The organism is Streptomyces coffeae (assembly GCF_016741875.1).
GTDB classification, from domain to species: Bacteria; Actinomycetota; Actinomycetes; order Streptomycetales; family Streptomycetaceae; genus Streptomyces; species Streptomyces coffeae.
Genome location: NZ_JAERRF010000027.1, coordinates 63079 through 88894, shown reverse-complemented (window position 1 = coordinate 88894; position 25816 = coordinate 63079). Strand labels below are relative to the sequence as shown.

The window sequence follows — 25816 nt, the reverse complement described above, 5'->3', positions numbered from 1 at the left end:
GCTTGTGATGATCGGGGGCCGTCGCTATGTTCAACCGACAACTCAACCGCCGACACGAGAGGCCACCACATGCGTTCCGGGAACGGTCGACACCGCCGCCCCCGTCAGGCTCCGGCCATCGTCGTCGCGGCGGGCGTGACGGGTGCCGGGCTCGCCATCCCCCTCTTCGGGGCCAGTGGCGCCCAGGCCGCCTCCACCGCCACCTGGGACAAGGTCGCCGAGTGCGAGAGCGGCGGGATGTGGAGCGCCAACGAGGGCAACGGCTTCTACGGCGGTCTCCAGCTCACCCTGGACATGTGGAAGAGCTACGGCGGTACCGCCTACGCCCCGCGCCCCGATCTGGCCAGCCGCTCCCAGCAGATATCCGTGGCCCAGTCGATCCTGGACGACCGTGGCCCGGATGCCTGGCCCAGCTGCGGGGTGAACGCGGGACTCGCCGACGGTGGTGACGCCCCCGAGGTGAACCCCGGTTTCACCCAGCCCCCGTCCGCCGGTCAGCGCGCGGACGGCGGGAACGGCGAGGAGGACCGCGAGCGCGACGGCTCCTCGTCCGAGGACCGCGGTGACTCCGCCGAGGACCGCGGCGACGCAGCGGACCCCTCCGGCTCTTCGGACGACCAGCGCCGGACACCCGACAACGACGAGGAGCGCGGAAAGCCCTCCCCGTCCGACTCGCCCAGCGGAGAGGACAACGACTCCCTGTCGCCCTCCCCGTCGGCCACGAAGGGCGCCGACTCCCCGGACATTCCGGAGTCCCCGGACGCCTCGGATTCCCCGGACGAGGAGTCCCCGGACGAGAGCGCCGACCCCGCGCCCACCGGACGCCACCGCGGCTCCGCGGACCCGGACGAGGGAGACGGCGGCAAGGAGACCCGGCGGCCCTCCGGACGGCATGCCTCGCGGGACGGCGCGGACCGCGCCGAGGAGCCCGCGGACGACGGCTACACCGTGCGGCCCGGTGACAGCCTTTCAGGCATCGCCGAGCGCCAGGACCTCTCGACCGGCTGGCACGGCCTCTACAAAGGCAACGAAAGCCTCATCGGGGACAATCCGGATCTGATCGTCCCCGGTCAGCGACTGGATCTCAGCGCCAAGGGGCGGTAGTTCGGGGTGAATTGCCCGATCTGGTTCCGGTGAGACATACATCTCGTCGCAAAATCCGGAACGCACCCCCTGCCCGATTCTCCTCACCCGGTCCCACCTGCGTGGATGTGGGCCGGGTGAGATCAAATACAGCACCTCTCGCTGTGAATGGGGGGTTTGAACCTTCTCGGGGTGTGTGTTTACCGTCTTTCCGCTCGCCACCGCGGGCACCGTCGATCGTCACGCCGAGTCCTGCCGGCGGTCGGGGGGAACCGACGCGTCAGCGCCGAAGGCAGGAGCGGGGGACCCAAGGTAGGTGCCGAATGGCCTGTGGACACGGGCTCGTCGGCTTGGGGTGAAGCCGGGCGCGATCGATCGTCGATCGTTCGTCGATCGCTTGTGAACGGCCGGGCAACTCACGCCCGAACCCGACAGCTCACCTCGTAGGCGTCGGTGAGGAAACGAACCAACGATGCTCAAGTCCAACGGCAAGCACCGCCGCCCGTCCAAGGCCACCCGCATCGCCGCGCTCGCCGGTCTCGCGGGCGCCGCCGTGGCCGCCCCGCTCATCGGGGCCACCTCCGCCTCCGCCGCCACCACTGCCCAGTGGGACACGGTCGCGCAGTGCGAGTCGGGCGGCAACTGGTCCATCAACACCGGTAACGGCTACTACGGCGGACTGCAGTTCTCGAGCTCCACCTGGGCCGCCTACGGCGGCACCGCGTTCGCCCCCACGGCCGACAAGGCGACCAAGGACCAGCAGATACAGATCGCCGAGAAGGTTCTCGGCAGCCAGGGCAAGGGCGCCTGGCCGGTCTGCGGTACGGGCCTGACCACCGGCGGCACCCCGTCCAGCTCGGGCTCCTCGGGCTCCTCCGACTCCGGTCAGCAGGAGTCGCAGGCCCCGGCGCCCAAGCCCGCACAGCCGAAGGCCGAGACCCGCTCCGAGCCCGACCGCGCCGCGCGCCACGAGACCCGTGGGCCGGTGAAGAAGGGCGACGGCGAGTACAAGGTCAAGGCCGGTGACACCCTGGGCAAGATCGCCGAGGCCGAGAAGGTCGAGGGCGGCTGGCAGAAGCTCTTCGAGCTGAACAAGGACATCATCGAGCAGGCCGACCTGATCTACCCGGGCCAGCAGCTCCACCTGAGCTGACCCCGGTCCGGCGCCGGAGCTGGGTCCCGTCGACCACGCGTCGACCACGCGTCGACCATGAGCCCCGGCCGGGCGCGCCGCCCCGCGGTGTGTCCCGGCCGGGGCTCATGGGTTTATGGAAAATGTAGATATCCGCACTTAAATCTGCCTTTTTATGCCACGTCCTGTCTCGCGGGACGAGCAACGGGGGGTGCAGCCCTCCGGTCCGGTTAGGCTCGTGCTGCTACCGCAGACACATACGAAGGAGAACCTCGTGCCGTCCATCGACGTCGTCGTAGCTCGCGAGATCCTCGACTCGCGAGGCAACCCCACGGTCGAGGTCGAGGTTGGCCTCGACGACGGCAGCACGGGCCGTGCCGCCGTTCCGTCCGGTGCCTCCACCGGCGCCTTCGAGGCCCTCGAGCTCCGTGACGGGGACAAGAACCGCTACAACGGCAAGGGCGTGGAGAAAGCCGTTCTCGCCGTCATCGAGCAGATCGGTCCCGAGCTCGTCGGCTACGACGCCACCGAGCAGCGCCTGATCGACCAGGCGATGTTCGACCTGGACGCCACCCCGGACAAGTCCTCGCTCGGCGCCAACGCCATCCTCGGCGTCTCCCTCGCCGTCGCGCACGCCGCCTCCGAGGCGTCCGACCTCCCGCTCTTCCGGTACCTGGGCGGCCCCAACGCCCACCTGCTGCCGGTTCCGATGATGAACATCCTCAACGGCGGCTCGCACGCCGACTCCAACGTGGACATCCAGGAGTTCATGATCGCTCCGATCGGCGCGGAGTCCTTCTCCGAGGCCGTGCGCTGGGGCGCCGAGGTCTACCACACCCTGAAGTCCGTGCTGAAGGAGCGGGGCCTGTCCACCGGTCTCGGCGACGAGGGCGGCTTCGCGCCGAACCTCGACTCCAACCGTGAGGCCCTGGACCTGATCGTCGAGGCCATCAAGAAGGCCGGCTACCAGCCGGGCCAGGACATCGCGCTGGCGCTCGACGTGGCCGCCACCGAGTTCTACAAGGACGGCTCCTACGAGTTCGAGGGCAAGTCCCGCACCGCCGCCGAGATGACCTCCTACTACGCCGACCTGGTCGCCGCGTACCCGCTGGTCTCCATCGAGGACCCGCTGAACGAGGAGGACTGGGAGGGCTGGAAGACCATCACCGACCAGCTCGGTGACAAGGTCCAGCTGGTCGGCGACGACCTGTTCGTCACCAACCCCGAGCGCCTCGCCCGCGGCATCGAGAACGACACCGCCAACGCGCTGCTGGTCAAGGTCAACCAGATCGGCTCGCTGACCGAGACCCTCGACGCCGTCGAGCTGGCCCAGCGCAACGGCTTCAAGTGCATGATGTCCCACCGCTCCGGCGAGACCGAGGACGTCACCATCGCCGACCTGGCCGTGGCCACCAACTGCGGCCAGATCAAGACCGGTGCCCCGGCCCGCTCCGAGCGCGTCGCCAAGTACAACCAGCTGCTGCGCATCGAGGAGATCCTGGACGACGCCGCGGTCTACGCGGGCCGCTCCGCCTTCCCGCGCTTCAAGGGCTGACCGCCGACGCGCATCCGCCGAAGGACGCGAGGTGTGCGCTCGGCACGCGTACGCGTTCGACCTGAGTAGCAGACACGTCTGACGCATGTCCCCGGCCGCGGTCCCGTACCGTGGCCGGGGACGGCGTCACTGAAGCGAAGTCATCACCGGGGAGGCGATGTGCCGGCGGATCGGGACCGGTTCTCCACCGCGACCAGGCTCAAGGCGCTCGGCGAGCATGCCGCCGCCCGGGTCTACCGGGTGCGCGCCCGTCGCCGCCGCGGCCGGCTCACCGGCCGGGCCGCCCTGCTCGCGCTGGTCGTCTGCTCGCTGGTGGTGGCGCTGGCCTATCCGATGCGGCAGTACATCTCCCAGCGCTCGCAGATCGCCGACCAGCGGCGCGAGGCCCAGCAGGCGCGCGAGGACGTGAAGAAGCTGCGCGAGAAGAAGGCCCGGCTCCAGGACCCCGCTTTCACCGAGCAGCAGGCCCGGGAGCGGCTGCACTTCCTGATGCCGGGGGAGACCGGCTTCAGCGTGGTGGACGGCAGCGCGTACAGCGAGCAGCCCACCGACCAGGGGGCGGCCGGACGCCCCTGGTACACCAACCTCTGGGACGCCGTGGACACGGCGGACGAGCCGAAGGCGGCCCACGCACCCCGCTGATCCGGCACCGTTCGCGCTCCGGTCGCGCCCGGTCCGAAACCGATCGATAGAGAACACTCCCACTCATGGATACGCCCCCTCCGCAGACGGAGCCCACCGCGCCCACCGACGCGGACATCGCCGCCGTCAAGAAGCAGCTGGGCCGGGTGCCGCGCGGGCTGCGCGCGATCGCCCACCGCTGCCCCTGCGGCAACCCCGATGTTGTCGAGACGGCGCCGCGGCTCGAGGACGGTACGCCGTTCCCGACCCTCTACTACCTGACCTGTCCGCGCGCCGCCTCCGCGATCGGCACGCTGGAGGCCGAGGGCGTGATGAAGGAGATGACGGCCCGGCTGGCCGCCGATCCCGAACTGGCCGCCGCCTACCGCGCCGCCCACGAGGACTACATCGCCCGGCGCGACGCCATCGAGGTGCTGGAGGGCTTCCCCAGCGCGGGCGGCATGCCGGACCGGGTGAAGTGTCTGCACGTCCTGGTCGGCCATGCGCTCGCGGTCGGCCCCGGGGTCAATCCGCTCGGCGACGAGGCCATCGCGATGCTGCCCGAGTGGTGGCGCAAGGGCCCGTGCGTCGGCACTTGCGGAACGGAGGAATCCGGTGCCGCGGACGAGTCCGGTGCCACCGGCGAGCGGGAGGACGGCGTATGACCCGCGTCGCGGCCGTGGACTGCGGCACCAACTCCATCCGGCTGCTGGTGGCCGACGCCGACCCGGCCACCGGTGAGCTGACCGAGCTGGACCGCCGGATGACGATCGTCCGGCTGGGCCAGGGCGTGGACCGCACCGGGCGGCTGGCCCCCGAGGCGCTGGAGCGCACCTTCGCGGCCTGCCGGGAGTACGCCGCGGTGATACGCGAACTGGGGGCCGAGCGGGTCCGCTTCGTCGCCACCTCCGCCTCCCGCGACGCCGAGAACCGCCAGGAGTTCGTGGACGGCGTCGTCGCCATCCTGGGCGTCGGACCCGAGGTGATCACCGGCGACCAGGAGGCGGAGTTCTCCTTCACCGGCGCCACCAAGGAGCTGTCCGGGCATGAGCATCTGAGCGGCCCGTATCTGGTGGTGGACATCGGCGGCGGCTCCACGGAGTTCGTCGCCGGGGACACCGCGGTCCGCGCGGCCCGCAGCGTCGACATCGGCTGTGTCCGGATGACCGAACGCCATCTGGTCACCGACGGCACCATCAGCGATCCGCCGACACCGGATCAGATCAGCGCCATACGGGCCGATATCGACCGGGCGCTGGACCTGGCCGAGGAGACCGTGCCGCTCACCGGTGTCTGCCGCCCCGGCGCGGGCGGCCATACGCTGACCGGCCTCGCCGGATCCGTCACCACCGTCGCCGGGATCGCGCTGGACCTGCCGGAGTACGACTCCACCGCGATCCACCACGCGCGGATCCCGGCCGACCGGGTCCGGGAGATCACCACCAAGCTGCTGACCTCCACCCACGCGGAGCGGGCGGCGATTCCGGTGATGCATCCGGGGCGGGTCGATGTGATCGCCGCCGGGGCGCTCGTGCTGCTTTCGATCATGGAAAGGACCGGCGCCCAGGAGGTCGTGGTGAGCGAACACGACATCCTCGACGGCATCGCCTGGAGCATCGCCTGAGCGGGATCAACAACGTATGAGCGGCCACGGAGGCCCCTCCGGGGGTCTTCCGTATGCCGCCCGGAAGAAAGTTCGTGAAATCCTTCACATGAAAAAGGGCCCTGGTCGCCGCCTGCGGTGGCCGTCCGGGGCCGTTTCGGCGGCCCCGCCCCGCCGTTGCCCGCATCGTGGCAGCTTCCGGTCATCTCGCCCGACCCCGTCACGGGGTCCTGGGCTACTCCCGCGTTCAGGCGCAAGCCCTGTTCAGCGGGGTGGGAACGTCCCGGATCGGCGGGCGGTTCCCCTCCCCGAGTATGGCGTCGATCACGGGGGCGGCGGAGTGTAGCAGACACCCCCAAGGAGCTTGTGAAGGGGCTCACGAGCCCGCCCCCAAGGGGTGCTGGATACTCGAAACATGAGCACCACGGAGCGTCCCAGGATCCTCGTAGTAGGCGGTGGGTACGTTGGCCTGTACGCGGCGCGCCGCATCCTGAAGAAGATGCGGTACGGCGAGGCGACTGTCACGGTCGTCGACCCTCGCTCGTACATGACGTACCAGCCCTTTCTTCCCGAAGCTGCGGCCGGCAGCATCTCCCCCCGTCACGTCGTGGTCCCGCTGCGGCGGGTGCTCCCCAAGGCGGAAGTCCTCACCGGCCGGGTGTCGTCCATCGACCAGGACCGCAAGGTCGCCATCGTCCAGCCGCTCGTCGGCGAGTCGTACGAGCTGCCCTTCGACTACCTGGTCGTCGCGCTCGGCGCGGTCTCCCGTACCTTCCCGATCCCCGGCCTCGCCGAGAACGGCATCGGTATGAAGGGCGTCGAGGAGGCCATCGGCCTGCGCAACCACGTCCTCGAGCAGCTCGACAAGGCCGACTCCACGACCGACGAGGAGATCCGCCGCAAGGCGCTCACCTTCGTCTTCGTCGGCGGTGGCTTCGCGGGTGCGGAGACCATCGGCGAGGTCGAGGACATGGCCCGCGACGCGGCCAAGTACTACCCCAACGTCTCGCGCGAGGACATGCGCTTCGTGCTCGTCGACGCCGCGGACAAGATCCTCCCCGAGGTCGGCCCGAAGCTCGGCCAGTGGGGTCTGGAGCACCTCCAGAAGCGTGGCATCGAGATCTACCTCAACACCTCGATGAACTCCTGCGTCGACGGCCACGTCGTGCTCAAGAACGGCCTCGAGGTCGACTCCAACACCATCGTGTGGACCGCCGGCGTCAAGCCGAACCCGGCCCTCGCCCGCTTCGGTCTCCCGCTCGGCCCCCGCGGCCACGTGGACACCGAGGCCACCCTCCAGGTCAAGGGCACCGACTACATCTGGGCCGCCGGTGACAACGCCCAGGTGCCGGACCTCGCCGTCGGCGAGGGTGCCTGGTGCCCGCCCAACGCCCAGCACGCGCTGCGCCAGTCCAAGGTGCTCGGCGACAACGTGATCTCGGGTATGCGCGGCTTCCCGCAGGGGGAGTACAAGCACGCCAACAAGGGCGCCGTGGCGGGCCTCGGCCTCCACAAGGGCGTCGCGATGATCGTCTTCGGCAAGATGAAGATCAAGCTGAAGGGCCGTCTCGCCTGGTACATGCACCGCGGCTACCACGGTATGGCGATGCCGACCTTCAACCGCAAGATCCGTGTGCTCGCCGACTGGACGCTCGGGCTGTTCCTCAAGCGCGAGGTCGTCTCGCTGGGCGCCATCGAGAACCCCCGCGAGGAGTTCTACGAGGCGGCCGCCCCGGTCTCCGCGGCCGCGCGACCGGCCCCGGCCGAGAAGGCAGAGAAGGCCGAGAAGGCCGGCGCGTCCTGACCTGAGGGCCTGCGCACGCACAACCGACGCCAAGGGCGTCCGCCATCCGTGGGGCGGGCGCCCTTCGGCATGCGCACACCCCGCCATCCTCCGGCGCGCGGGATGACTTTTGCCGATTCCAGACGTGTCGCCGGGACTGTACGGATGGTTCCATGGTGTTTACGTGGTGAGTAAATCCTCGCTGACTTGCCATCACGGAGGTGTGCGACATGACCGACGCCGCTGGGCGACTGGCCGCCCTGGCCGAGGAGGCGCTGGGAGCCCCGCTCCCGCTCCGGATCCGCGCCTGGGACCACAGCGAGGCCGGACCGCCCGGCACCCCCACCCTCGTCGTACGCCGCCGCCGGGCGCTGCGCCGGCTGCTGTGGAGGCCCGGCGAACTGGGCCTGGCCCGCGCCTGGGTGGCCGGTGACCTGGACATCGAGGGCGATCTGTACCAGGCCCTGGACGCGCTCGCCGGGCTGCTGTGGGAGCGCGGCCCCGGCTCCCGGCAGTCCCGGCTCACCGCCGCCTTCCAGGCGCTGCGCGACCCCGCGCTGCGCTCCGCCGCCCTCGGTCTGATCGCGCTCGCCGGGCCGGGGCTGCCGCCGCCTCCGCCCCGTGAGGAGGTGCGCGTCCCGAGCCGCGGGCCGCTGCACACCCTGCGCCGCGACAAGGCGGCCATCAGCCACCACTACGACGTGGGCAACGACTTCTACGCGCGGGTGCTCGGCCCCTCCATGGTCTACTCGTGCGCCTACTGGGACCGGCCCGATGGCACGCTCGAGGACGCCCAGCACGCCAAACTCGACCTCGTCTGCCGCAAGCTGGCCCTGCGCCCCGGGCAGCGGCTGCTGGACGTGGGCTGCGGCTGGGGCTCGATGGTGCTGCACGCGGTGCGCGAGTACGGGGTGACCGCCGTCGGCATCACCCTCTCCGAGGAGCAGGCGGCGTACGCCCGCAAGCGCATCGCGGAAGCCGGGCTCACCGACCGGGTCGAGATCCGGGTCCAGGACTACCGCAAGGTCGTCGACGGGCCCTTCGACGCGATCTCCTCGATCGGTATGGCCGAGCACGTCGGCGCCGTGCGCTACGCCGAGTACGCCGCCATCCTGCACCGGCTGCTGAAGCCCGGCGGGCGGCTGCTCAACCACCAGATCGCCCGGCGTCCGGAGCCGGACGAAGCGGCGTACCGGGTGGACGAGTTCATCGACCGCTATGTCTTCCCCGACGGCGAGCTGGCCCCGGTCGGCCGGACCGTCGCCCAGCTGGAGGAGGCGGGCTTCGAGGTGCGCGACGTGGAGGCCATCCGCGAGCACTACGCGCTCACCCTGCGCGCCTGGGTGACCAACCTGGAGCGGCACTGGACGGAGGCGGTACGGCTCACCTCCCCGGGCCGGGCCCGGGTCTGGCGGCTCTACATGGCCGCGTGCGCGCTGTCCTTCGAGCGCAACCGGATCGGCGTCAACCAGGTCCTGGCCGTGCGCACCCCCGGCGACGGAGCGTCCGGGCTGCCGCTGCGCGCCCGCGACTGGCGGGAGTAGCGCGGCGGGAGAGACGGCGACGTCCCCGCCCGCCCCGGTGAGGGGCGGACGGGGACGTCCAGTTCTGCGCCGCTTCTGCGCCGCTTCTGCGCCGCTTTCGGCGCCGTGCTACTCGGCCTTGATGGCCGCCAGCATGTTGAGCTTCGCCGCGCGGCGGGCGGGCCACAGCGCCGCCAGCACGCCCACGAGGGCGGCCAGCAGCAGGAAGACCGCCATCCGGCCCCAGGGCAGCACCAGCTCGTAGGTCGGCATCCCGTTGGCGATCATCTCCCCGGCCGCCCAGCCGAAGAACACTCCGAGGCCGAGCCCCAGCACTCCGCCGAAGAGTGAGATGACCAGCGACTCCAGCCGGACCATCCGCTTGATGCCGCGCCGGTCCAGGCCGATCGCCCGCAGCATCCCGATCTCCTGGGAGCGTTCGAAGACCGACATCGCCAGGGTGTTGATGACCCCCAGCACGGCGACGAGCACGGCCATGCCCAGCAGCCCGTAGAGCATGTTGAGCATCAGGGTGAAGAACTTGGCGATGCCGTCGGAGATGTCCTGCTTGTTCTGCACCTGGATCGCCGGGTTCTCACCGAGCGCCTTCTTCAGGGCGTCCTTGGCCTCCTCCGACGGGCCGCCCTTGGTCTTCACCATCACCTGCATATCGGTGACGGTGGACATGTGCGGGGTGAGCGTCCCGGAGTCCAGCATGATGCCGCGGATCATCTCGTTGCCCGTGTAGATGCCCTGGACGGTGAGGGTGCCGCGGCGGCCGTCCTCGTAGGTCACCGGGATCGAGGAGCCCAGCTTCCAGCCGTGGGACTTGGCCATCTTGTCGTCCACGACCGCCTTGTTGCCGGAGAGTCCGGCGAAGGAGCCCTGGGCGAAGTCCACGTTCACCAGGTCGGTGATGGACTTCCCGTCGACCCCGGTCAGAAACTCGCTGTCGCCGTCGATCCGGGAGGCGGACTGGCGCAGCGGGCTGTACGCGGTGACCTCGGGCATCTTGCCGATGGTGCGCGCCACGTCCGGCGAGAGCGGACGCTGACCGTCAAAGCCGCCCATGCTGACCACGTAGTCGGACTTCAGCGCGTCGGTGGCCATCTTGTCGATGCCCTTCTGGACGCTGCCCGCGATCACCGTCATACCGGTGATCAGGGTGAGGCCGACCATCAGGGCCGAGGCGGTGGCGGCGGTACGGCGCGGGTTGCGCACCGCGTTCTGCCGGGCCAGCTTGCCGGGCATGCCGAACAACCGCAGCACCGGCGCGGCGGCGGCGATCAGCGGCCGGGACAGCAGCGGGGTGAGTACGAACACCCCGATCACCAGCACGGCGGCGCCCGTCCCCATCAAGCCCTTGCCGTCGGTGCCCATTCCGGCCCCGGCCAGCACCAGCGCGATACCGCCCGCGGCGAGGATCGCGCCGATGGTGTTGCGCACCACCAGACCGCGGGTGCTCGGCGGGGCGTGCACGCTGTTCATCGCGGCGACCGGCGGGATCTTCGCGGCGCGACGGCCGGGCAGCCAGGCGGCGAGCACGGTGACCACGATGCCGACGGCCATGGAGAGCAGCACGGTGTTGGCGTCGACGACGAGCGGGCCGTCCGGGACCGTGGCCCCGGTGGAGTTGAGCAGCGAGCGCAGCCCGGCGCCGATGCCCACACCGGCCGCGAGACCGGTGACACCGGCGATGATGCCCACGACGGTGGCCTCGATCAGCACCGAGCGGGTGACCTGACGGCGGGTCGCGCCGACCGCGCGCAGCAGGGCGAGCTCCCGGGTGCGCTGGGCGACCAGCATGGTGAAGGTGTTGGCGATGATGAAGATGCCGACGAAGAGCGCGATACCGGCGAAGACCAGCATGCCGGTCTGCATCCCGCTCATGCTCGCCTTGATCTGCTCGGCCTGGTCGTCGGCCAGCTTCTGACCGGTCTCGGCCTCGGCCTCCTTGGGGAGGACCTTGTCGATCGCGGACTTCAGCGCGGTCTGCGAGGTGCCCGCCGCGGCCTTCACATCGATCTCGTCGAACTGACCGGGCTTGGCGAACAGCCGCTGTGCGGTGGGGGTGTCGAACAGCGCGAGGCTGCCGCCCGCCGCCACATTGCCGTCGTCGGTGGTGAAGACGCCGACGACCTTCTCCTTGCGGACCGGGCCGTCCACCGACACCCGGATGGTGTCGCCGACCGCGTAGTGGCCGCGCCCGGCCGACTTGGCGTCGAGCGCCACCTCGCCCGCGGCCTTCGGCGCGCGGCCGTCGGTCAGCGTGTACCGCGGGTCCTTGCCGTCCTTGCCCGGGTAGTAGTTGCCGCCGAGGTTGGAGAAGCCGCTGCCGAGGAGGTCGCCGTTCTTCTTGGACAGGGCGGTGTAGCCGGAGACGGTGCCGGTCGCCGAGGCGGCGCCGGGCACCTGGGCCGCCCGGTCCAGCACCCGCTGGCCGAGCCGTGGCGCCTCACCGGGCTTGCCGGTGTTGTCGTCGGAGTCGCTATGGGGCGTGATGGCCACGTCGACGCCGGAGAAGCCCTTCTCGGAGCTCTTCTGGTAGGCGTCGGAGATGGTGTTGGTGAAGACCAGGGTCCCGGAGACGAAGGCCACGCCGAGCAGCACGGCGAGCGTGGTCATCAGCAGCCGGGCCTTGTGCGCAAGCACATTGCGCAAGGCGGTACGGAACATGAGGTGTCAGTCCTGAGGGGTCTTGGAGAGGTCGGCGAGGCGTACGGGTCGGCGGCCGACGGGACGGATGTGGCGTCCCGTCAGCTGGTGCGGCCCTTGGCGTCGAAGCGCTTCATCCGGTCCAGGACCGCCTCGGCGGAGGGGTCGCGCAGCTCGTCGACGATCCGGCCGTCGGCGAGGAAGACCACCCGGTCGGCGTAGGAGGCGGCCACCGGGTCATGAGTGACCATCACCACCGTCTGGCCCAGCTCCCGCACCGAGTTGCGCAGGAAGCCCAGGACTTCGGCACCGGACCGGGAGTCCAGGTTGCCGGTGGGCTCGTCGGCGAAGATGATGTCCGGCTTGCCCGCCAGGGCGCGGGCCACCGCCACCCGCTGCTGCTGACCGCCGGAGAGCTGGTTGGGACGGTGCTTGAGCCGCCCGGAAAGGCCGACGGTCTCCACCACCCTGTCCAGCCACGCCTGATCGGCCTTACGGCCCGCGATGTCCATCGGAAGGGTGATGTTCTCCAGCGCGTTCAGGGTCGGCAGCAGGTTGAACGCCTGGAAGATGAAGCCGATCTTGTCGCGGCGCAGCTGGGTGAGCTTCTTGTCCTTCAGCGCGGTCAGTTCGGTGTCACCGATCCGGGTGGAGCCGCTGGAGACCGTGTCCAGACCCGCCATGCAGTGCATCAGCGTCGACTTGCCCGAGCCGGAAGGGCCCATGATCGCGGTGAATTCGGCCTGCCGGAACTCCACGGAGACGGCGTCCAGGGCGATCACCTGGGTCTCGCCGTGTCCGTAGACCTTCGAGAGGTCCGTGGCCCGCGCCGCCGCCGTGGTGGGGCGGGCGGCGGTCTGGACGCCGGAAGGGGTGGTGGTCACGGTGGAGTGCTCCTGTCATGCGGTACGGGACGGTCCCGCGCCATGGGGGGACTGGTCCCGTACTGCGGGACCCGGGCGTGGGGATGTCCTTCCATGGTCCTTGCCGTCCGGCCGTACGGGATCAGCCCGTGCTCCGGTTTCCGCGCGCCACTTGGGTCGTAGGAGCCGCCGCCCGGCTCCTCCCTGGGTAGGAGAGGGGCCCCCGGACGGGGGCATCGAGATTGCGTCATTCCCCTGATCGTGGCGGTACCCGGCATATGGGCAGGTCCGGTCGCCGACCGGCATCCGCAGGTACCCCGCCCCGCCGCTGATGGGCACTCAGTTGCCAATAAAATAAGACAACCTCGGTCTGGGGATTCGCTGTTCGGGGGCTTGTCCCCGGATAGGCTCGTGCTGCTCTCCTATGGGGAGGGTCGTATGCGAACGGTACGGCCCAGGGAGCCGTTGCCCGGATGGTGGAATGCAGACACGGCGAGCTTAAACCTCGCTGCCCCTCGCGGGCGTACCGGTTCAAGTCCGGTTCCGGGCACCTCCAGATCGTGGAACGGCACTCAGCGTGCGCGTCCGGTCGCCCGCTGCTCCCGCGCGGGGCCCGCAAGGGCCTCGCGCGCACTCGTCATGCGTGAAAAGATCCTCCTTGGGCACTAGGGTGCATTCTTTGCTTACCCATTACTCTGAGGTCAAGGTCGCGCAGGGCGGCCATGGAGGAGTGAGATGAGGAGCAGCAACCCGGTCTTCTCGCGACGGGGTTTCAGCCGCACCGGCGGCTACGCCGGCTTCGGCGCGGCGCCGCAGGCCGGGAGCCCCGCCGCAGGTCAGGGCAACCCGTACGCCGGTGGTAACCCGTACGCACAAGGACAGGCGCCGACGAATCCCTACGCGGGCGGTGCACAGCAGAATCTGACGCCCGAGCAGCTCCAGCAGATGTACGGGGCGCCGCCGACGGGTCCGCGCACCGCCGTCATGACGATGGACGACGTCGTCATGCGCACCGGTATGACGCTGGGCACCGTCATCGTCGCCGCCGTGGCCGCCTGGATCGCCGAGCTCCCGGTCGGCGTCGGCTTCGGCGCCGCGCTGGTGGCCATGGTCCTCGGCCTCGTCCAGTCGTTCAAGCGCACCGCCTCACCCGCGCTGATCATGGGCTACGCCCTCTTCGAGGGACTTTTCCTCGGTGTCATCAGCCAGGTGTACAACGAGCGCTGGTCCGGCATCCCGATGCAGGCGGTGCTGGGCACGATGGCGGTCTTCGTCGGTGTGCTCGTGGCGTACAAGACCCGGCTCATCCGGGTGAACGCGCGCTTCCAGCGCTTCGTGATCGCTGCGGCCATCGGCTTCGTCCTGCTGATGGCGGTCAATCTGCTCTTCGCCGCTTTCGGCGGCGGTGACGGCATGGGCTTCCGCAGCGGTGGCCTCGGCATCGTCTTCGGCATCATCGGCGTGGTGCTCGGTGCGGCCTTCCTGGCCATGGACTTCAAGCAGATCGAGGACGGCGTCCAGTACGGCGCTCCGCGTGAGGAGTCCTGGCTGGCCGCGTTCGGTCTGACGCTGTCGCTGGTGTGGATCTACCTGGAGCTGCTGCGGCTGATCTCCATCTTCCGGGACTAGTGCCGTCGCCACCGGTCATCACCGGTGGTGCACGGCGAAGGGCCCGCGGAGGCGATTGCCTCCGCGGGCCCTTCTTCTGCGGCGTAAGCCACCCCGTTGGGTCCGTCTGGTCCGTGTGGTCCGTCTGGGATACACGCCTGTGCCTCCCGGGAGGGGGCGCGGCTACAGCAGCTTGCGTGCCGCGCGCCTCAAGTCGTGCTCATGGATGATCGCTTTGGCGTGGCCATAGGCGAGCTGATGCTCGCCGCGCAGCCAGCTGACCTTCTCCTCGAAGCGGAAGAACGCGGGGCCTTCGTCGACCGTGCGGAGCCAGTCGGCGACTTCGCGGCCCGTGCACTGGGGAATGCGGGAGAGTAGGTTCCGGTGAGTCTCGTCGGAGAAGATTTGGGACATCGGCGCCTCCGGACGCGTCCATGCCGGACCCGGGTGCAATCACCCGGGTGGGGTCCTTCAGCTCACCGTGCCTGAGTGTTCGGCGGTTGGCAACAGTCCGTCGGTGGCGCATACGCTTCGGCCGTGGATGATGTGACCCCCTTGCTCACCGCCGTCGACCGGCTCGCCGACCGGCTGCGCTCCCTGCCCCAGTCCCGGTTGCGGCAGGGCGCGGCGGCGGAAGGACTGGCGCTGGCAAGGGAATTGGCACAGCGTGCCCAGCGGCTGGAGGAGCCGGGGACACCGCCGAGGATCATGCCGGACGCGGGGATGTTCGCGGTCGCGGATCAGCTGGCGGTGGCGGGCCATGATGTGGTGCACGCGCTGGAGCGCGCGCCGGGCGACGGCGCGCGGGAGCTCGCCGAGGCGGTCACTCTGGTGACGGAGACGGCCGCGCGCTGCGGAGTCTGACCGGGCCGTCCGGCGGAGCCGGGAGTACGCGGCCGGGGGGACCCGGGGGTACGGCGTTGCGAGGAGGCGGGGGGCCGGGGATACGGCGCTTGCGGTGGTAGCGGCGGGCCCGGCGGAAGCGGCGGCCACAGCGGGGCGCCGTGCCTGGAGTGGGGCGCTGCGGCTACAGCGAGGCGATGACGCGGTCGGCGAGGACGTACACCTTCTCGGCCCCGCAGCCGAAGGTGAGCGCGTAGGCGCCGGAGACGCCCGAGCCACCGAGCAGCACCGGCGCGGTGCCCTCGCGCAGCGCGTCGGCCAGCAGGTCCGCGGTCTCGCGGTGGCCCGGCGTCATACAGATCGTGGTGCCGTCGGCGAAGACGTACACATCGAGGGTGCCGAGGGGCCCGGGGCGCACATCGGCCAGCGGTACGCGGTCGTCGGCCAGTTCGGTGAGCCGGGTCACCGTACGGTCGTGGTCGGCCACCGGTGACGAGGGCGTGAAGTCGGGGTGCGAGGGGTGACGGCGGCGCGCGGCCGCGAGCTCGGCCGACTCCACGGACTCGGCCTCCAGCTCCGCCTCGGTGCGCATCTCGGCGGCCACCTCGAGCTCCACCTCCGCCTCGGGCTCCGGCTGCCCGGCCGGGTCGAGGGTGTCATGGCCCAGTGCGTCCAGGCCGAGCAGCGGCTCGAGCCCGGCCAGATCGGCCTGGCGGGGTACGAAGAGCTGGCTGTCCTGCACGGAGTCGTCGCCGGGCCCGGACACCCCGCCGAGCAGCGGGTGGGCGTCGGCGGACCCCGCGGAGTCCCTGGCCTCCTGAGCGGCCCAGAACGCCCGCGCCTCGGCCAGCTCCCGCTCCCGCTCCTCCGCGAGCGCGTCCGCCACGGCGGCGCGTATCTCGGCGGCGGGGGTGGTGCGGGCAGCGGGCACCGTGGCAGCGTCCGCCCGGCCGTCCCGGGCCGCCTGGCCGGCGGCGGCGACCGTGGCGGCGAGGTCGGCCCGCAGCTCGGTGATCTGCCGGCGCACACCGCGGGCGGTGTGCAGGGCGGCGACGCCCACGGCCGTGGCGGTGACCGCGGCCAGGAGGACGACAAGGGTCATGGGGCTCACTGACTTAACTCCCGGTTGTTATGGATCCCCCGAATTCCTACCTCAGCTTGACGTGCGGCGCCTCTCGGCGTCAGTGCATAACGTCACTAAAGGGATGGAATCCGAGGCCGGAAGGGGCTGGACGACCGTGGCTGAGCTGGGGAGACAAGCCTCCCCCAGGACCTTTGTCACATCCTGGGGGAGATTCGGTCACAGTCTCGCCGCGGCCCGGCGCGGTGCCGCGTGACGCGGCTCCGCGCGGCTCGGCCTGGCTCGGTTCAGCTCAGCCGCTCGATGACCATGGCCATGCCCTGGCCACCGCCGACGCACATGGTCTCCAGACCGAACTGCTTGTCGTGGAACTGGAGCGAGTTGATCAGCGTGCCGGTGATCCGGGCGCCGGTCATGCCGAAGGGGTGGCCGACGGCGATGGCACCGCCGTTGACGTTCAGCCGGTCCAGGTCGATGCCCAGATCGCGGTAGGAGGGGATGACCTGCGCGGCGAACGCCTCGTTGATCTCCACGAGGTCGATGTCGCCGATGGAGAGCCCGGCGCGGGCCAGCGCCTGCTGGGATGCCTCGACCGGTCCGTAGCCCATGATCTCGGGGGAGAGCCCGGAGACCCCGGTGGACACGATCCGGGCCAGCGGGGTGATGCCCAGCTCGCGCGCCTTGGTGTCAGACATGATCACCAGCGCCGCGGCGCCGTCGTTGAGCGGGCAGCAGTTGCCCGCGGTGATCAGGCCATCGGGGCGGAAGACCGGCTTCAGGCCGCGTACCGCCTCCAGCGTGGTGCCCGCGCGCGGGCCGTCGTCCGTGGCCACCACGGTGCCGTCGGGGGTGGTCACCGGGGTGATCTCGCGCTCCCAGAAGCCCTTCTTGATGGCCTCCTCGGCGAGGTTCTGGGACCGCACGCCGAACTCGTCCATGTCCTCGCGGGTGATCCCCTTGAGGCGGGCGAGGTTCTCGGCGGTCTGGCCCATCGCGATGTACGGGTCGGGCAGCAGACCGTCCTCACGCGGGTCGTGCCAGTCGGTGCCCTCCTGCTCGGCGCGCGCGGCGGTACGGGCCTCGCCGTCGGCGAACAGCGGGTTGTGGGTGTCCGGCAGCCCGTCCGAGGTGCCCTTCACCGAACGGGAGACCATCTCGACGCCCGCCGAGATGAAGACGTCGCCCTCGCCCGCCTTGATGGCGTGCAGGGCCATCCGCGAGGTCTGCAGCGAGGAGGAGCAGTAGCGGGTGATGGTGCAGCCCGGGAGGTGGTCCATCCCCATCTGCACAGCCACGATCCGGCCCAGGTTGTGCCCCTGCTCGCCGCCCGGCAGACCGCAGCCCAGCATCAGGTCGTCGATCTCGCGCGGGTCGAGCTGCGGCACCTTGGCGAGCGCGGTCTTGATGATCTCGGCGGTCAGGTCGTCCGGCCGCAGATCCTTGAGCGACCCCTTGAAGGCTCGGCCGATGGGTGAACGGGCGGCAGAGACGATCACAGCTTCGGGCATCACGGCTCCATGGGGCGGAAGGGCTTGGCTGGACTGTGTGGGAAGTTACCTGCACGTACCCCGGTGGTCACGGGGTCCGGCCTGTGACGCGGAACTCTTTTTCCAAGCGTACGCTCAGCCGCCCAGGACTGGCCCCGGGGCGCGCGCCCCTGGGAACCCTGGGTCCCGGGGCCCCCGGGACCCGCACCGCCCTGCGGGCGAGGGCGCCGCCCGGCGCGGGGCGGCCCGGTGTGTGGCTCGACGTGGCTCCGGGGCCACCCAGGTGTGAGCTTCCTCGCCGTGGCCCCGCCGCTCGCGGCTTGGTGCGGGCCGGTAGGCGGTCCGACGTGAGCCCGGCGAGGGACGCGGTGTGGGCCCGGCTTGGGCCGTCCCGGGCGTCCGGTCCGGGACCCCGGGCCCCGACGGGCGGGCCCGGTGTGTGTGTGTGTTGGTTGCGAGCCTGGCGTGGGACCGAGGCGGCGTCCCCCGCGCCCCGCACCGCCCGGCGGGGGTCGGGGGGTGACGGGCCTCAGTGGGTGACTGGTGGGGGTGAGGGGGCCGGGACGGGGCCTTCGGTGGGGGTCGGCTCGGTGGGGCGGTGGCGGCGCAGGAGGCGGGCCCAGGGGCCGCGGGCCGCCGTGACCTCGGTACCGCCTTCGGCCGCGGCCTCCGCGGCGGCCGTGGCGACCGGCAGGATGCCCTCGTCGCGGGTTTCCGGCGCCTCCTCGGGCCACAGGCCCAGCGAGGCGCACAGCGTGGGCAGGACGGCCATGGCGGCCGTGGCGTAGCCCTCCGCCGAGGGGTGGTAGTTGTCCGGGCCGAACAGCTCCCGCGGGTTCGCCGCGAACTCCGGGCCCAGCAGATCGCCCAGCGAGACCGTACGTCCGCCCTGCTCGACCACCCCGATGGTCTGGGCGGCGGCCAGCTGGCGGCTGAGCCGCCGCGCGATCCAGCGCAGCGGCTGGTAGACGGGCTCGAGGGTGCCGAGGTCGGGGCAGGTGCCCACCACCACCTCACAGCCGCGCTCGCGCAGCCTCCGCACCGCCTCCGACAGCAGCCGCACCGACTGCGCGGGCGGCATCCGCCGGGTGACGTCATTGGCGCCGATCATGATCACGCAGACGTCGGGCAGCTGCTCGGGATCGTCCAGCACCAGCGTGACCTGGCGCTCCAGATCGCTGGACTGGGCGCCCGGAAGCGCCACGTTCCGCAAATCCACCGGGCGCTCCGCCACCGCCGCGAGCCCGGAGGCCAGCAGCGCGCCCGGCGTCTGACTAGGGCGGTGGACGCCCTGCCCGGCGGCTGTGGAATCACCTAGAAAGGCCAGCCGCAGAGGGGGCTGGCCGGTTCTGCGGGCGAAGGCGAAGCCATATCGCCCGTCCGCCCGCGGCGGGGCGGCCTCGGAGCCGCCCACCACCCGCTTCGCCAGAGACACCTCGGTGAGCACCAGCACGGCGGCCACCCCGCCCAGCAGCCCGATCCCGCCGCCCCCGTACGCCGCCGCGGCGGCGATCCGCCGCGCCACCCTCGCCCTCGACATCGACATGGGTTCAGCCCACCTCCGTCCGCACGCGCCGCAGGCCGGTCCGTACGGCCTGCTAACACCTAGTTTCCCAGGGGAGGCTCCCTCGCAACGCGCCGGTCGGAGGGTCCGGGAGCGCAATAAGCTGACTGCATGGGCCCGCGACGGCGGCCGCCCCGACGCGGAGATCCCGCGGAACCGGACCAGGAGCAGGTGTGCAGTACTACGAATCGATGATTGAGCTGGTCGGCAATACCCCGCTGGTGAAGCTCAACACCGTGACCGAAGGCATCCGGGCGACCGTCCTGGCCAAGGTCGAATACTTCAATCCCGGCGGTTCGGTGAAGGACCGCATCGCGGTGCGGATGATCGAGGCGGCCGAGGCGTCCGGAGAGCTCAAGCCCGGCGGCACGATCGTGGAGCCGACCTCCGGCAACACCGGCGTGGGCTTGGCGATGGTCGCCCAGCGCAAGGGCTACAAGTGCATCTTCGTCTGCCCGGACAAGGTGTCCACGGACAAGATCAACGTGCTGCGGGCGTACGGCGCCGAGGTCGTGGTCTGCCCGACCGCCGTGGACCCCGAGCACCCCGACTCGTACTACAACGTCTCGGACCGCCTGGTGCGCGAGACGCCCGGGGCCTGGAAGCCCGACCAGTACAGCAACCCCAACAACCCCCGCTCGCACTACGAGACCACCGGTCCCGAACTGTGGGAGCAGACCGAAGGCCGGATCACCCACTTCGTGGCGGGCGTCGGCACCGGCGGCACCATCAGTGGCACCGGGCGCTATCTGAAGGACGTCAGTGACGGCCGGGTCAAGGTCATCGGCGCCGACCCGGAGGGCTCGGTCTACTCCGGCGGCTCCGGCCGCCCGTATCTGATCGAGGGCGTCGGCGAGGACTTCTGGCCGACCGCCTACGACCAGGACGTCGCGGACGAGATCGTCGCGGTCTCCGACAAGGACGCCTTCCAGATGACCCGGCGGCTGGCCAAGGAGGAGGGGCTGTTGGTCGGCGGCTCCTGCGGGATGGCGGTCGTCGGGGCGCTGCGGGTGGCGAAGGACCTGGGCCCGGACGATGTGGTGGTCGTGCTGCTGCCGGACAGTGGCCGTGGCTACCTCTCCAAGATCTTCAACGATGAGTGGATGGCCGACTACGGCTTCCTCGAGGAGGACGGTCCGGCGGTGCGCGTCGGTGACGTCCTCCAGGGCAAGGAGGGCGGGCTGCCCTCCCTCGTCCATATGCACCCGGACGAGACGGTCGGCGAGGCCATCGAGGTGCTGCGGGAGTACGGCGTCTCGCAGATGCCGATCGTCAAGCCCGGTGCGGGACACCCGGACGTGATGGCCGCCGAGGTCATCGGTTCCGTGGTGGAACGCGAGCTGCTGGACGCGCTGTTCGCGCACCGTGCCGAGCTCAGCGACCCGCTGGAGAAGCACATGAGCCCGCCGCTGCCGCATGTCGGTTCCGGTGAGCCGGTCGCGGACCTGATGGCGGTGCTGGGCCGGGCGGACGCGGCCGTGGTGCTGGTGGAGGGCAAGCCCAAGGGTGTGGTGAGCCGTCAGGACCTGCTGGCGTACCTGGCCCGCACCCCCAAGTAGGTCCTGGTCCGCAAGGGCCCCAACTGCCGTATGGCACGGACGGGATGGGGCTTCGGGCAACTGGTACGAATGTGTCACGCGCTCGCAGCACAGGGTTAACACGGCTCCGGCAGATTGGGGGTTGTCGGGAAACGGACGACCCCGACACCCCCAGCGGCGACAGGACTTCCGGAGCGGCTCCCGGACCTCCATGGTCGCCCGGACGCTGTGGCCGTCCCTGACTCGGCCCGCGTCCCCGCGGGGACCGCCGTCGTCCCGCCCTCGGTGTTCTCACCGGGGTGCGGCGGTCCCCGCGTTCATCACCCCACCGACACGTCAGTCCCCCTGGACCCCGTCGGCCTCGCGCCTGCCGCGGCGCAGCCGGGAGAGGCCGCCGAAGGCGTGCGTCGCGTTGACCCCGACGATCCCCGCCCAGGTGACCAGCAGCCCGGCCAGCCCCTCGTTGACCGCGCCGATCGCCGACAGCGGGATGGCCAGCACCAGGGAGACGCCGACGAAGGCGAACCGCTCGCCGAAGCCGTCCGTGCCCAGCCCGCCGGCCGGTCCGCCGGCCGGCTCCCGGCCGTCGCTCCCGTACGGGCGGGGGCCGCGCGCGGCCGCCATCTGCCGCTCGGCCATCTGCCGCCGCTGATGGCGGTCGGCGGTCCGGAGCGTCGCGTCGGCTTCCTTGTTCGGTTCGGGGTCGAGGGGGTCCATGCTTGGCGACGGTACGGTGACGGGGAGGCTGTGTCGGTAGGGCTAGCCCCCCAACCGGGGAGGGGTGACAGATGCCCCGGCCCGCCCGTGGAAGGAGTCCCATCCGTGACCGCACCTCTCCTCACGTCCCTCGCCGCCTCCGGCGGAGACCGCCCCGACGCGCTGACCGTCGGCGGCCACCGCCTCTCGCGCGAGGAACTGCTCGGCGCCGCGGGCGCGGTCGCCGCCCGCATCGCCGGTGCCCCGGCCGTCGCGGTCCACGCGTCCGCGACCTCGGAGACGGTGGTCGCGGTGGTCGGCGCGCTGCTCGCCGGGGTGCCCGCGGTCCCCGTACCGCCGGACTCCGGTCCCGCCGAACGCGACCACATCCTGCGGGACTCGGGCGCCGCGCTGCTTCTCGCCGGAGCGGCCGCGGAGATCGCGGAGGTGCCGGTGGAGACCGTACGGGTGGACCCGGCCGAACGCGCGGAGTGGAGCAAGGCCGAACCCGCCCCGGAGTCGGCCGCGTTCACCCTCTACACCTCCGGGACCACCGGCGCGCCCAAGGGCGTGGTGATCTCCCGTCGCGCCGTCGCCGCCGATCTGGACGCGCTCGCCGACGCCTGGGCCTGGACGGCGGAGGACACCCTCGTCCACGGGCTGCCGCTGTTCCATGTGCACGGTCTGGTGCTGGGCGTCCTGGGCGCGCTGCGGACCGGCAGCCGCCTGGTGCACACCGGCCGGCCGACGGCGGCGGCGTACGCGGCGGCCGGGGGCAGCCTCTACTTCGGCGTACCCACCGTCTGGAACCGCGTCGTCCAGGACCCGGAGTCCGCCCGCGCCCTGTCCGGCGCCCGCCTGCTGGTCTCCGGCAGTGCCCCGCTCCCGGCCCCGGTCTTCCGCGATCTGGAGCGGCTCACCGGTCAGCGCCCGGTCGAGCGCTACGGCATGACCGAAACCCTGATCACCGTCAGCACCCGCGCCGACGGCGAGCGCCGCCCGGGCTCCGTCGGCACCCCGCTGCCCGGTATCCGCACCCGGATCGCCGCCGAGGAGGGCGCCGAGGTCGGCGAGCTCCAGCTCACCGGCCCCACCCTCTTCGACGGCTATCTGAACCGCCCCGAGGCCACCTCCGGCTGCTACACCGAGGACGGCTGGTTCCGCACCGGTGACATCGCCACCGTCGAGCCGGACGGCTTCCACCGCATCGTGGGCCGCGCCTCCACCGACATGATCAAGTCCGGTGGCTACCGCATCGGCGCGGGCGAGATCGAGAACGCCCTGCTGGACCACCCCGCCGTCCACGAAGCGGCCGTCGTGGGCGCACCCCACGAGGACCTCGGCCAGCAGATCGTCGCCTATGTCGTCGCCGACGGCGTCACCGAACAGGACCTGATCGACTTCGTCGCCACCCAGCTGTCCGTCCACAAGCGCCCCCGCAAGGTCCGCTTCCTGGACGCCCTGCCGCGCAACGCCATGGGCAAGCCGCAGAAGAAGCTGCTGCCCCCGGCGTGAGCGCCGGTGCGTCACCTCGCGGTGGCGGGCCGGGGCTCGGTCTGGTCCGGGGCGAGGATCATGCGGTCCGGGACGCGGTCGGTGTCCTTGCGGGCCAGCAGCCAGTAGAGGGCGGCGGGGACGACGAGGCCGACGATCCAGGAGATGTCCGCGCCGCCCAGCGGTTCCACGAACGGGCCGGTGTAGAAGTGGGTGGCCAGGAAGGGGAGTTGGGTGAGGACGCCTACGGCGTAGGTGATCAGGGCCTTCCAGCGCCAGGCGCCGTAGCGGCCGTTGGGGTCGCTGAGCGCGGGGATGTCATAGCGCTCCTTGGCGATGGCGTAGTAGTCGACGAGGTTGATCGCGCTCCACGGTGTGAAGAAGGCCAGCAGGAACAGCAGGAAGTCCTTGAAGGACGACAGGAAGCTGTCCTTGCCCAGCAGGGCGACCGCCGTACCGGCGACCATGATGGCCGCGATGTAGGCGGCGCGGCCGCGCGGGGAGAGGGTGGTGCGGCCCCGGAAGCCGCTGACGCTGGTCACCATCGACATGAAGCCGCCGTAGGTGTTGAGGACATTGACCGTCAGCTTGCCGAGGGCGATGACGAAGTAGAGGAGCGAGGTGACCACGGCCGCGCCGCCGCCGAGGCCGACGACGTAGGAGACCTCATGGCCGATGAAGGCGTCACCGGCCGCCGCGGCGGCGAGGGCGCCGAAGGTCATGGACCACTGGGAGCCGAGGACGGTGCCCGCCAGGGTCCAGGAGAAGGTGGCCCTGGCGGAGGTGGAGCGGGGCAGATAGCGCGAGTAGTCGGCGACGTACGGGCCGAAGGCGAGCTGCCAGGAGGCGGACAGCGACACCGCGAGGAGGAAGAGCGGGACGTCGAAGGTCCGGTCGTGCAGCAGGGTGGCGAGGTCGGCGCGGTCCAGGAGCCGGATGCCGAGGTAGACGAAGGCCAGCGCGCAGATCACTCCGGCGATCCGGCCGAGCGCGTGGATCAGGCGGTAGCCGACGGTGGCGGTCACGGCGGTGATGAGCGCGAACAGCACGATGCCGGTGGTGTCGCCGAGATGGGTCAGCTCACCGACCGCCTGCCCCGCCAGGACGCTGCCGCTGGCGAAGAAGCCCACGTACATCACGATGACCAGCAGCAGCGGGACGATCGCCCCCCGCACCCCGAACTGGGCCCGGGAGGAGATCATCTGGGGCAGTCCGAGCCGCGGCCCCTGGGCGGAGTGGAGGGCCATGACGGTGCCGCCCAGGAGATTGCCGAGCAGCAGGGCGAGGATGGCCCAGAAGGCGCCTGAGCCGAACACGACGGCGAGGGCGCCGGTGACAACGGCGGTGATCTGGAGGTTCGCGCCGACCCACAGCGTGAACTGGCTGAAGGCGGTGCCGTGGCGCTCCGCGTCGGGAACGACGTCGATGGAGCGTCTTTCGACCAGGGAGTCGGGCATACGGTGCTCCTGCGGCTGGTTCTTCGCGTATTTCCTGGCGTATTTCTGGTTTCTTGTGCTCTTGCGTGTGGTGCGGCTGCGTGTGGTTCTGGGGGGAAGGCAGGGGAGCAGGGGCCGACGCGGCAGGTGAAGCGATACATTCGCGTCCCCTTGCGCTGTCTGCATATAGTCATGCACGGTCATGGGTGAGTGAATAGAAGTCAAGAGGTCTGCGTTGATCGGCGGTACCTTCTGTTCGCGATATGGGACGGAACGCCGGGCTGCCGTCGGTGCAGGGCGTGTTCGGGCCGGAGCGCCCTGGAGGATGTCTCATATGCCGGACAGTGCGAGGCCAGGAGGACGGACGCGATGAGGACCGACAACGGCACGGCGCCGGACGCCGCGGGGGCGGACACCGGGGGCGGTGCCGCCCGGCTCCAGGCGCTCTTCGAGGGCCACCGGCTCACCCCGACCCAGCGGCGGATCGCCCACTGCATGGTGCGGCGGGCGGCGGACGCCCCGTTCCTGTCCAGCGTCGAACTCGCCGAACTGGCGGGTGTCAGCCAGCCGTCCGTGACCCGCTTCGCGGTCGCGCTCGGCTTCGACGGCTATCCGGCGCTGCGCAAACATCTGCGCGATGTCGCGCCCGCCGAACCCCCGGTGGCCGAGGGCGCGTACAACGAGTACCAGCAGGCGGTGCAGTCGGAGATCGACAACCTGCGCCATCTCGCCGCCCTGCTGGCCGACCCCGCCCCGGTCGAACGCGCCGGACGGCTGCTCGCGGAGTCCCGGCCGCTGCCGGTCCTCGGACTGCGCGCCGCCTCCGCCCAGGCGGGCGGCTTCGCCTACTTCGCGCGCAAGGTCCACCCGGACGTCCGGCTCCTCGACGAGGGCGGCACGATGCTCGCCGACCGCATCGACGCCGCCCAGCGCGCGGGCGCCGGCGCCCTGCTGTGCTTCGCGCTGCCGCGCCATCCGCGCGAGGTCGTCGAGGGTCTGGAGTACGCCCGGGAGTCCGGTCTGACCGTGGTCACCGTCGCCGACAGCGCCTTCGCCCCGGTGGCCCGCCACAGCGATCTGCTGCTGCCCGGGGCGGTGGGCACCGGCCTGGCCTTCGACACCGCCTGTGCGCCGATGCTGCTGGGGCGGGTGCTGCTGGAGGCGATGTGCGACGCCCTGCCGGACGCGCAGGCGCGGCTGGAGGAGTTCGACGCGAAGGCGGTGGCGCGCGGGCTGTTCGTGGAGTAGCCC

21 protein-coding genes, 1 tRNA gene and 1 riboswitch are annotated in these 25816 nt (G+C 71.1%); of the genes, 14 read left to right on the top strand and 8 right to left on the bottom strand.

Annotated features, from left to right (window positions below):
• The first annotated feature begins 69 nt into the window (after positions 1-69).
• From JK363_RS32780 to JK363_RS32745, 8 genes are all read left to right on the top strand, one after another.
• Complete coding sequence (locus JK363_RS32780; protein ID WP_201880911.1) at positions 70-1104, top strand: transglycosylase family protein; 1035 nt, start codon at positions 70-72, stop codon at positions 1102-1104.
• A gap of 253 nt (positions 1105-1357) precedes the next feature.
• A riboswitch (cyclic di-AMP (ydaO/yuaA leader) is annotated at positions 1358-1548 on the top strand.
• A gap of 7 nt (positions 1549-1555) precedes the next feature.
• Positions 1556-2236, top strand: coding sequence for a LysM peptidoglycan-binding domain-containing protein (locus JK363_RS32775; RefSeq protein WP_201880910.1), 681 nt, complete (start codon positions 1556-1558; stop codon positions 2234-2236).
• 253 nt (positions 2237-2489) lie between these two features.
• A complete protein-coding gene (gene eno / locus JK363_RS32770; protein ID WP_201880909.1) occupies positions 2490-3770 on the top strand; it encodes a phosphopyruvate hydratase in 1281 nt (426 codons plus the stop codon).
• 159 nt (positions 3771-3929) lie between these two features.
• On the top strand, positions 3930-4412 hold the full coding sequence (locus JK363_RS32765; RefSeq protein WP_201880908.1) for an FtsB family cell division protein: 483 nt from the start codon (positions 3930-3932) through the stop codon (positions 4410-4412).
• 65 nt (positions 4413-4477) lie between these two features.
• Entirely contained in the window at positions 4478-5056 is a 579-nt protein-coding gene (locus JK363_RS32760; protein WP_201880907.1) for a DUF501 domain-containing protein, read from the top strand.
• The gene (locus JK363_RS32755) at positions 5053-6015 is read left to right on the top strand and encodes a Ppx/GppA phosphatase family protein (RefSeq protein WP_201880906.1); all 963 of its coding nucleotides are present in this window, start codon (positions 5053-5055) and stop codon (positions 6013-6015) included. The genes JK363_RS32760 and JK363_RS32755 overlap by 4 nt, the downstream gene beginning before the upstream one ends.
• A 394-nt stretch (positions 6016-6409) precedes the next feature.
• Positions 6410-7798: an NAD(P)/FAD-dependent oxidoreductase gene (locus JK363_RS32750; RefSeq protein ID WP_201880905.1), complete on the top strand. Its 1389-nt coding sequence runs from the start codon at positions 6410-6412 to the stop codon at positions 7796-7798.
• A 209-nt stretch (positions 7799-8007) separates the two neighbouring features.
• Positions 8008-9321: a class I SAM-dependent methyltransferase gene (locus JK363_RS32745; protein ID WP_201880903.1), complete on the top strand. Its 1314-nt coding sequence runs from the start codon at positions 8008-8010 to the stop codon at positions 9319-9321.
• Between the two features lie 108 nt (positions 9322-9429).
• Here JK363_RS32745 and JK363_RS32740 read toward each other — a convergent pair whose 3' ends face one another.
• Positions 9430-11976, bottom strand: a complete 2547-nt coding sequence (locus JK363_RS32740; protein WP_201880901.1) for an ABC transporter permease — start codon at positions 11974-11976, stop codon at positions 9430-9432.
• A gap of 80 nt (positions 11977-12056) precedes the next feature.
• Positions 12057-12839 carry an ABC transporter ATP-binding protein gene (locus JK363_RS32735; protein ID WP_201880900.1) on the bottom strand — a complete coding sequence of 261 codons (783 nt, stop codon included), beginning with the start codon at positions 12837-12839 and terminating at the stop codon, positions 12057-12059.
• A 446-nt stretch (positions 12840-13285) separates the two neighbouring features.
• On the opposite strand from JK363_RS32735, the gene JK363_RS32730 reads away from it, so the two are divergent.
• Both JK363_RS32730 and JK363_RS32725 read left to right on the top strand, forming a co-directional pair.
• Positions 13286-13368: transfer RNA gene (locus JK363_RS32730), tRNA-Leu, on the top strand.
• Positions 13369-13553: 185 nt separating this feature from the next.
• The gene (locus tag JK363_RS32725) at positions 13554-14447 is read left to right on the top strand and encodes a Bax inhibitor-1/YccA family protein (protein ID WP_201880899.1); all 894 of its coding nucleotides are present in this window, start codon (positions 13554-13556) and stop codon (positions 14445-14447) included.
• A 162-nt stretch (positions 14448-14609) separates the two neighbouring features.
• Here JK363_RS32725 and JK363_RS32720 read toward each other — a convergent pair whose 3' ends face one another.
• A complete protein-coding gene (locus JK363_RS32720) occupies positions 14610-14840 on the bottom strand; it encodes a DUF4287 domain-containing protein (RefSeq protein WP_037954490.1) in 231 nt (76 codons plus the stop codon).
• A gap of 123 nt (positions 14841-14963) precedes the next feature.
• On the opposite strand from JK363_RS32720, the gene JK363_RS32715 reads away from it, so the two are divergent.
• Positions 14964-15290 carry a hypothetical protein gene (locus JK363_RS32715; protein WP_201880898.1) on the top strand — a complete coding sequence of 109 codons (327 nt, stop codon included), beginning with the start codon at positions 14964-14966 and terminating at the stop codon, positions 15288-15290.
• Positions 15291-15453: 163 nt separating this feature from the next.
• Here the strand turns inward: JK363_RS32715 and JK363_RS32710 are convergent, their stop codons facing one another.
• The 3 genes from JK363_RS32710 to JK363_RS32700 form a co-directional block, all read right to left on the bottom strand.
• On the bottom strand, positions 15454-16380 hold the full coding sequence (locus JK363_RS32710; RefSeq protein WP_201880897.1) for a hypothetical protein: 927 nt from the start codon (positions 16378-16380) through the stop codon (positions 15454-15456).
• Between the two features lie 257 nt (positions 16381-16637).
• Positions 16638-17858 carry an acetyl-CoA C-acetyltransferase gene (locus tag JK363_RS32705; protein ID WP_201880895.1) on the bottom strand — a complete coding sequence of 407 codons (1221 nt, stop codon included), beginning with the start codon at positions 17856-17858 and terminating at the stop codon, positions 16638-16640.
• 508 nt (positions 17859-18366) lie between these two features.
• Positions 18367-19383, bottom strand: a complete 1017-nt coding sequence (locus JK363_RS32700; protein WP_236076280.1) for an SGNH/GDSL hydrolase family protein — start codon at positions 19381-19383, stop codon at positions 18367-18369.
• Positions 19384-19574: 191 nt separating this feature from the next.
• Here JK363_RS32700 and JK363_RS32695 point away from each other — a divergent pair, with 191 nt between their 5' ends.
• Positions 19575-20960 carry a cystathionine beta-synthase gene (locus JK363_RS32695; protein WP_201880893.1) on the top strand — a complete coding sequence of 462 codons (1386 nt, stop codon included), beginning with the start codon at positions 19575-19577 and terminating at the stop codon, positions 20958-20960.
• 315 nt (positions 20961-21275) lie between these two features.
• On the opposite strand, the gene JK363_RS32690 is transcribed toward JK363_RS32695, so the two are convergent.
• Positions 21276-21656: a hypothetical protein gene (locus JK363_RS32690; protein ID WP_201880891.1), complete on the bottom strand. Its 381-nt coding sequence runs from the start codon at positions 21654-21656 to the stop codon at positions 21276-21278.
• Positions 21657-21761: 105 nt separating this feature from the next.
• Between JK363_RS32690 and JK363_RS32685 the strand changes: the two genes are divergently transcribed.
• Positions 21762-23150, top strand: coding sequence for an acyl-CoA synthetase (locus JK363_RS32685; RefSeq protein ID WP_201880889.1), 1389 nt, complete (start codon positions 21762-21764; stop codon positions 23148-23150).
• 11 nt (positions 23151-23161) lie between these two features.
• Here JK363_RS32685 and JK363_RS32680 read toward each other — a convergent pair whose 3' ends face one another.
• Positions 23162-24586 (bottom strand): purine-cytosine permease family protein, encoded by a 1425-nt coding sequence (locus tag JK363_RS32680; RefSeq protein WP_201880887.1) that lies wholly within the window; start codon positions 24584-24586, stop codon positions 23162-23164.
• A 348-nt stretch (positions 24587-24934) separates the two neighbouring features.
• Between JK363_RS32680 and JK363_RS32675 the strand changes: the two genes are divergently transcribed.
• Positions 24935-25813, top strand: a complete 879-nt coding sequence (locus JK363_RS32675) for a MurR/RpiR family transcriptional regulator (RefSeq protein ID WP_201880885.1) — start codon at positions 24935-24937, stop codon at positions 25811-25813.
• Positions 25814-25816 lie beyond the last annotated feature (3 nt).

What these genes read in the sequence shown, in the direction of transcription:
- JK363_RS32780 (WP_201880911.1), top strand. Translation starts at nt 70, where the DNA reads ATGCGTTCCGGGAACGGTCGACACCGCCGCCCCCGTCAGGCTCCGGCC.
- JK363_RS32775 (WP_201880910.1), top strand. Translation starts at nt 1,556, where the DNA reads ATGCTCAAGTCCAACGGCAAGCACCGCCGCCCGTCCAAGGCCACCCGC.
- JK363_RS32760 (WP_201880907.1), top strand. Translation starts at nt 4,478, where the DNA reads ATGGATACGCCCCCTCCGCAGACGGAGCCCACCGCGCCCACCGACGCG.
- JK363_RS32755 (WP_201880906.1), top strand. Translation starts at nt 5,053, where the DNA reads ATGACCCGCGTCGCGGCCGTGGACTGCGGCACCAACTCCATCCGGCTG.
- JK363_RS32750 (WP_201880905.1), top strand. Translation starts at nt 6,410, where the DNA reads ATGAGCACCACGGAGCGTCCCAGGATCCTCGTAGTAGGCGGTGGGTAC.
- JK363_RS32745 (WP_201880903.1), top strand. Translation starts at nt 8,008, where the DNA reads ATGACCGACGCCGCTGGGCGACTGGCCGCCCTGGCCGAGGAGGCGCTG.
- JK363_RS32740 (WP_201880901.1), bottom strand. Translation starts at nt 11,976, where the DNA reads ATGTTCCGTACCGCCTTGCGCAATGTGCTTGCGCACAAGGCCCGGCTG.
- JK363_RS32725 (WP_201880899.1), top strand. Translation starts at nt 13,554, where the DNA reads ATGAGGAGCAGCAACCCGGTCTTCTCGCGACGGGGTTTCAGCCGCACC.
- JK363_RS32720 (WP_037954490.1), bottom strand. Translation starts at nt 14,840, where the DNA reads ATGTCCCAAATCTTCTCCGACGAGACTCACCGGAACCTACTCTCCCGC.
- JK363_RS32705 (WP_201880895.1), bottom strand. Translation starts at nt 17,858, where the DNA reads ATGCCCGAAGCTGTGATCGTCTCTGCCGCCCGTTCACCCATCGGCCGA.
- JK363_RS32700 (WP_236076280.1), bottom strand. Translation starts at nt 19,383, where the DNA reads ATGTCGATGTCGAGGGCGAGGGTGGCGCGGCGGATCGCCGCCGCGGCG.
- JK363_RS32690 (WP_201880891.1), bottom strand. Translation starts at nt 21,656, where the DNA reads ATGGACCCCCTCGACCCCGAACCGAACAAGGAAGCCGACGCGACGCTC.
- JK363_RS32680 (WP_201880887.1), bottom strand. Translation starts at nt 24,586, where the DNA reads ATGCCCGACTCCCTGGTCGAAAGACGCTCCATCGACGTCGTTCCCGAC.
- JK363_RS32675 (WP_201880885.1), top strand. Translation starts at nt 24,935, where the DNA reads ATGAGGACCGACAACGGCACGGCGCCGGACGCCGCGGGGGCGGACACC.